The following is a 5,717-nucleotide window of genomic DNA, read 5'->3' as shown; positions in this document are numbered from 1 at the left end:
CATTCACTCGATGTTGCCACATGAAATTAACTTTTGGTTCTGACATAAGAATAACCTCCTTGTTTTGAGGTTATTATCTCATGAATTAAAGTGCATAGGAATGTGGGTAGCATTTGACGCTTACTTACAACGGGGTCGTACCAGCCAACTAATAAATGTAAGTTTTGTATAAAGATTATATTTCCTTCAACTATTTAATTCATACTCCCTCAAAATTCCGAAAAACTTTTACTGTGGTTTAACCCTCACTTCTTCAACTATCTAAAAGGCGGCGTTTCCATCAACTTCAATAACAAATACGCAAAACCTAAACCTTAATGCAAATATACTTAATTCTACGTATTTGTTAGGCCCCCAAAAATAAAAACCCCCTCAAGCTCTCGTCTGAGGGAACATAAAACACACTTCAATATTCACCTAAAATCCTCTAACCCCTTTCCTACCATGCTATTTCCTCTCTATCCTCACAACACACTCAACGCGCGCTTTGCGGTGAAATGATACTAATACGCATTAAAATGTGTCTTGCGTAAAGATATACCCCCTTAAGTCAAGGGAGTCGCAGAGATATTGAGATTTATACCTTTACACAATAATCATAATTGTGAATCAAAGATATATTCCTTTACATTTTATGCTAATCTTTATACACAAATTTGTTATTATTATAAAATAAATCAACAATTTGTTTCTTAGGGTTTCATAGAAATTGCTCTATCAATGCTCTCAAAATATTTTTCAATCAAATCAACTACTTCTCCTTTTCTTGCATTATTTCTAATTGGAGATATATATTATACTATACAGATGTTTTAATTCATTCAGTGAAAACTTTTTTAAACACTTTATCTTTTCTTTTTCATCACTATGATCATATAATAAATTATTCCTATAAAACTGCTTCACTTCTGTTTCTATCTTAATTGATAAAATTGAATTTCTTATTGGATTTTTTTTCTTTTCTAAAGTATTTTTTTTCTTTTCTACAGTATTTATTTCTTTTCCCATAATCTCATTAAAAACAAGTTGTACTTCTTCTGGATCATGTTAAAATATTTTTTATTAAATAAATTTTTCGCCTCATACATTTGTATATAGCAAATTCGCTCCACTCATAAAACCCCCCCATAGCCATCAACTGAATAATTGAAGTATCTTCCAACGTGAAGATACAGTTATTATCACGAGGATTGGAATTGTTACGTAATAAACTTTATCAGAATTCGCTTGATAATTACAAATTAATCATATATTAAGCGACTTTAATATACCTTCAAAATAAATGTAAGAAGATTCTAAATCAAGTATTTATATACCAGTATTAACTTACCAATTTTTCCAGTGACAGTTGAGATATTTTGATTCCTTCCAATATTAAAACAGTAGTCTTTTTACCTTTTTTAACGGATTTTTTGCCATGCAATTTAATGGTGGTTAATATACGGCAGAATATTAGATATAAAGCCATTTTGCTTTTGAAAATATTTCTATATAACTCATTAAAATATTGTTTTACTATTCCAAATGACTTTATTTCACTTAATTCTTCACCAGATTTCGAATAATTTATTATGCGAGCTGTAAAAACTATTGATGAAGTAAGCAATAACATAATTAATCTACCATAAATGAAACATTGGATTCTTTCTAGTCCAGCTTTTTTTACATCATGGATTTTAAAAAGAGATTTCCATATCTTAAACATTATTTCAATTTGCCAGCGCATAGAATAGGTCTCATATATTTTTTCCTTAGATAATACTTCTTTTGGAATATTAGTCATATAACAATTTAATTCAAGCCACCATTTATTTTTTCCAATTACTTTAGTGCTGCACCTATTACTTGGATTTTTATTACGAATTTGTTTTTTTAGCTTGCATTCTTTCGTTAATTTAGTTAGAATGAGTCTGCATTTAGTTCTATTTTTTGTAGTGTTTCCTATGTAAATATCATTGAGCTCTATGGTTTCGCCTTCGGCAAGAGGTTCTAAGAGTTCTTTGATATTTATAGGGAGATACCAATCCGTTTTTACTAAATTCCGTTTCTTTCCATATCCGGTTACCTCTTCTTTTCTATAAAGAACAGTAATAACTTTAGCTCTAGAAACATAGAAAGCTTCCATTTCATCAATAACTTTCAAATCTAATGCTTTTAAATACCCTAAATCCTTTAAAATTAAATCATGTCTTTGTATAGTAGATTGCAATGTTTCTAAATATGAAGCGTCTGAATAAGAACCTTCTTTAAGATCACAATGAATGAACTCGCCAGTTAATAAATCATACTGCAATTGCATTTTTACAGATGATTTTACACCGCTACCTTTACATTTGTTTTCATCCTTATCATCTAGTTTAAATCCAGTAGCATCAACTATTGTTATCCTATTAAAATAACCTTTTAATAGTGATTCGTTATTTTTCAAAACTTCATTTTGAAAATTTAACATTTCATGAAACACCTTCTTAAGAAAACTAACAGCTTCCTTATTGAATCTTTTACTTAATGCTTGAGAAGATATTGATACCTTTTCATTAGATTCTAATTTCGCACACAAATTAGATAAGGACATTTAGCATAAATCTTCCCCTAGAAAGGTATAAATTCAAAAAGCATTTAGCAGAAATTTTACCTTTTCTTCTAATAAACTGATGTTTTCTTACAATCTGTTTAATTTTATTAAGGTTGTACACCTTTTCTAAATTATGAATTATTCGCTTTATTTTTTCTCTATTCATCGTAAATAACATCCTTTCGCTTATACTTATATATAGTTACATAAAAGTTATATATAAACTAATTATATATTATTTAACAATAAAACAAAAAACATAAGGTGTATTTTATACCATAATTAGGTATAAAACATACCTTTTATTAAAATAAATATTAATATTTTAAATCATAATTTTTACCCTGTTTTTATTCATATCTATATAAGATGTTTAATTAATATATTTCACTATTCACATTTAATGGTTCCGTTAGGTTGACGGCTATGTAAAAACCCCCGGGCGACATAAACAAATTGTAAACACAATTTGTTTTGCTACAATTAATCAAAATTATACAGGAGGCACCTAAAAATACATTCTAGCGAATAGGACTCCTTACGTAGTGAAGAGCTATTAGATAAATATTATCCAATAGCTCTTATTCTTGTATTAAGTTAACGGGGTACAATGCTTCCATGATTTCAATAAATTTACCCCATTCTAAATTTATACTTTTCTCATTTTTAGTTAGATAATATTGATATTTATACAGTATTCTCAGGTCCTTTTTATCACTTTTGCCTATCCTATAAAGATAGAAAATAAGTTCATACATCTGTATGGCTTGCACATTATCCAAACCTATATTCCATTCGTCTGATTTTTCTACCAGCTGAATAGCATTGTAATCATGTGCAGTAAAGTAAAGCAATCCCTTTACAGCTATATATGATAGAGATTTAACTTCCCCTCGGTCATCTTTATTATTTAACATTGGGTCATATTTGGTATAAGGAGATATTATAGCTTCAATTGAATCTCTAAGTATATGTTCTTCTAATGTCAGAGATGAATCTTTATGAATAGATAACCTCGGTGGCATAGCATTGATGTTTGCGTCAATATAAACCTTAACATATGGTGATATTAATTCATCATATACAGATTCATGAATAGCCAAATTAGGAAATGATTTAAATATTTGCTCTAGCCATATTCGCTCAAACGTGTGAAAATCAAAGGATCTTATTCCAAAGTTACTTCTATCTGGCGGAATAAGAAAATTAGCATCAAGAGTAATAATTTGGTTTGGATTATTAAATATACTTTCTAAATCAAAATTAGCAACACAGCTTGTTCGCTTCACTTCCAATCTGTGTAAGGGGTCAGACCCTTGTCCAAAGCTGGAACAGTTTTTGTTATCTGGTAAAATATCAAGTACTAATGATAGCTATCCGTAAATTTATAATAGTTCCACAGCTAGGTTTTAAGAAATATTGCTTACAAATTTCGAGTTAAGAGTATAAATATTTAGAATATGACGAAGAATAAATATTAGGGATGTTAAATATACAAAGCGAAATTGATTAGGTTATATTGCATATATAACATCATTGTATACATATAGAAAATAGTTTAATATGATAACTAAAGATAATATTATACTAACAACATATGAGTTGAAAAATCTCAAACTTATTTCAAGACCAAATAATATACGTTTTTTATGAATTTAAAAACATAAATGGAGGTGAAGACTGGTTTTTAAATTTAAATATTCACATATGTTTAAGTTTAAGAAACCAGGACTAAATGAAAAAATCAATAGCAATATTATCAATCATACTCATAACATTAAGTTTTGTAGGATGTTCCAGTCCCTCTAAAAACGAAGAGATAACTAATAAAAAAACCGTGGTGGAAAAGAAAGCAGAGCCTACAGTAGAAGTTATTAGGATAAAGACGCCTGCAGGTATAAAAGATACAGGCAAAGGCAGAATAGAGATTGATACACCTTCAGGTAATAGTAATGATGGCGTAGTACCTTTTATTTATGCAGATAAAGAAACTGTTTTAACGCAAATCGGATTAAATGCATGGGAATTTGATGGTGCTAAATTAAGCTATATATTTGTAGATGGGATTTTGAATTTCAAAGATCAATTAGGTGATACACAGACCTCTATAACCCTAAAGGAAAATGATCTGAAAATAGGTAACCACACGGTAGAGGTTACTCAGTATGATAATGATAAGATGGATGGCAAAATTTCAACTTACAAATTGGATAGTTATGAAGTCAAAGCAAAATAATATATAAGAACAATTAAGGCTTTGGAAAGCCTTTTTTATTTTGCTAAATCTACATCAAACCAAAATTCTACGCCTTCCTCAATATTATTTACTCGATACTCATTTTTATGAGCTTTCTGTATTGCCTAAACAATTGATAGTCTAAGACCAGTACCACCATATTCACGTGTTCTAGCTTTGTCAACTTTATAAAAGCTGGTATTATTTCATCCTTACCCTATATCTTTAGTGTTTCAGAAAAATCAAATTCTGAGATTTCCTTAGCAACACAGCTTGTTCGCTTCACTTCCAGTCTGTGTATAAGTTAATCCTTGATGTTATTTAAATATATATAAATAATCTACAAAAATAATTGCAGATTTATTTACTGTACATAAAATTCCCAATATTCATTAAATATTTTAAAAAAACTATTTTTAACCATATTATAACTTCCATTTATAAAATAATGATAGCCATCACCACATGGTATATATCTCAATTCTTAGGTTGATAGGTATGCTCAGTCTGCCGGGGAACGCAACCAAATTGTGAACACAATTTATTTTGCTATTAAGCTAGTAGCAAAGAATGTAAGATAAAATACCGCAAAAATAAAACCCCAGAGAAAAATCTCTGGAGTTTTTAAATGATTCAAGAAAATTATTTAGGTGGCATAACAGTTGCAACACCTTTAAGAACAATAACCCCATCTTGATTAGTACATGTTGTACTCAATTTCATAATATTTTTTTCTTCTTTCTTTTCTATAACTTCAACTTCAGCCTTTATTGTATCGCCAAATCTAACTGGTGCTGTAAATTTAAGTTCTTGTCCTAAATAAATTGTGCCTGGTCCAGGTAATTTCGTACCTAGTACTGCTGATACAAAACCTGCAGTAAGCATACCATGTGCGATTCTACCTTT

5 protein-coding genes and 1 pseudogene are annotated in these 5,717 nt (G+C 29.2%); 1 reads left to right on the top strand and 5 read right to left on the bottom strand.

The window, feature by feature from the left end; translation table 11 throughout:
- Positions 1-777 precede the first annotated feature (777 nt).
- The 3 genes from ACREVX_RS06235 to ACREVX_RS06225 all read right to left on the bottom strand — a co-directional run bounded on the left by ACREVX_RS06235 (position 778) and on the right by ACREVX_RS06225 (position 3,864).
- Entirely contained in the window at positions 778-1,008 is a 231-nt protein-coding gene (locus tag ACREVX_RS06235) for a hypothetical protein (RefSeq protein ID WP_431543306.1), read from the bottom strand.
- Positions 1,009-1,321: 313 nt separating this feature from the next.
- Positions 1,322-2,575 carry an IS4 family transposase gene (locus ACREVX_RS06230; protein WP_431543305.1) on the bottom strand — a complete coding sequence of 418 codons (1,254 nt, stop codon included), beginning with the start codon at positions 2,573-2,575 and terminating at the stop codon, positions 1,322-1,324.
- Positions 2,576-3,156: 581 nt separating this feature from the next.
- Positions 3,157-3,864, bottom strand: a complete 708-nt coding sequence (locus ACREVX_RS06225; protein WP_431543304.1) for a hypothetical protein — start codon at positions 3,862-3,864, stop codon at positions 3,157-3,159.
- 446 nt (positions 3,865-4,310) lie between these two features.
- Between ACREVX_RS06225 and ACREVX_RS06220 the strand changes: the two genes are divergently transcribed.
- Entirely contained in the window at positions 4,311-4,811 is a 501-nt protein-coding gene (locus ACREVX_RS06220) for a hypothetical protein (protein ID WP_431543303.1), read from the top strand.
- A gap of 35 nt (positions 4,812-4,846) precedes the next feature.
- On the opposite strand, the pseudogene ACREVX_RS06215 reads toward ACREVX_RS06220, so the two are convergent.
- Both ACREVX_RS06215 and ACREVX_RS06210 read right to left on the bottom strand, forming a co-directional pair.
- Positions 4,847-5,011: pseudogene (locus ACREVX_RS06215) on the bottom strand (two-component sensor histidine kinase); the annotation flags it as partial.
- Between the two features lie 442 nt (positions 5,012-5,453).
- Positions 5,454-5,717 (bottom strand): MaoC family dehydratase (locus tag ACREVX_RS06210; protein WP_431543302.1); only part of this gene is annotated, 264 nt, incomplete at its 5' end.

Source organism: Clostridium sp. (genome assembly GCF_050717545.1).
Taxonomy (GTDB): Bacteria; Bacillota; Clostridia; order Clostridiales; family Clostridiaceae; genus Clostridium_AD.
Note: the sequence above shows the minus strand (reverse complement) of the source record. Positions and strands in the feature narration are given on the sequence as shown.

Bases quoted from the DNA above. Each gene is read 5' to 3' on its own strand.
- ACREVX_RS06235 (WP_431543306.1), bottom strand. From the start codon at position 1,008: ATGGGAAAAGAAATAAATACTGTAGAAAAGAAAAAAAATACTTTAGAA.
- ACREVX_RS06230 (WP_431543305.1), bottom strand. From the start codon at position 2,575: ATGTCCTTATCTAATTTGTGTGCGAAATTAGAATCTAATGAAAAGGTA.
- ACREVX_RS06220 (WP_431543303.1), top strand. From the start codon at position 4,311: ATGAAAAAATCAATAGCAATATTATCAATCATACTCATAACATTAAGT.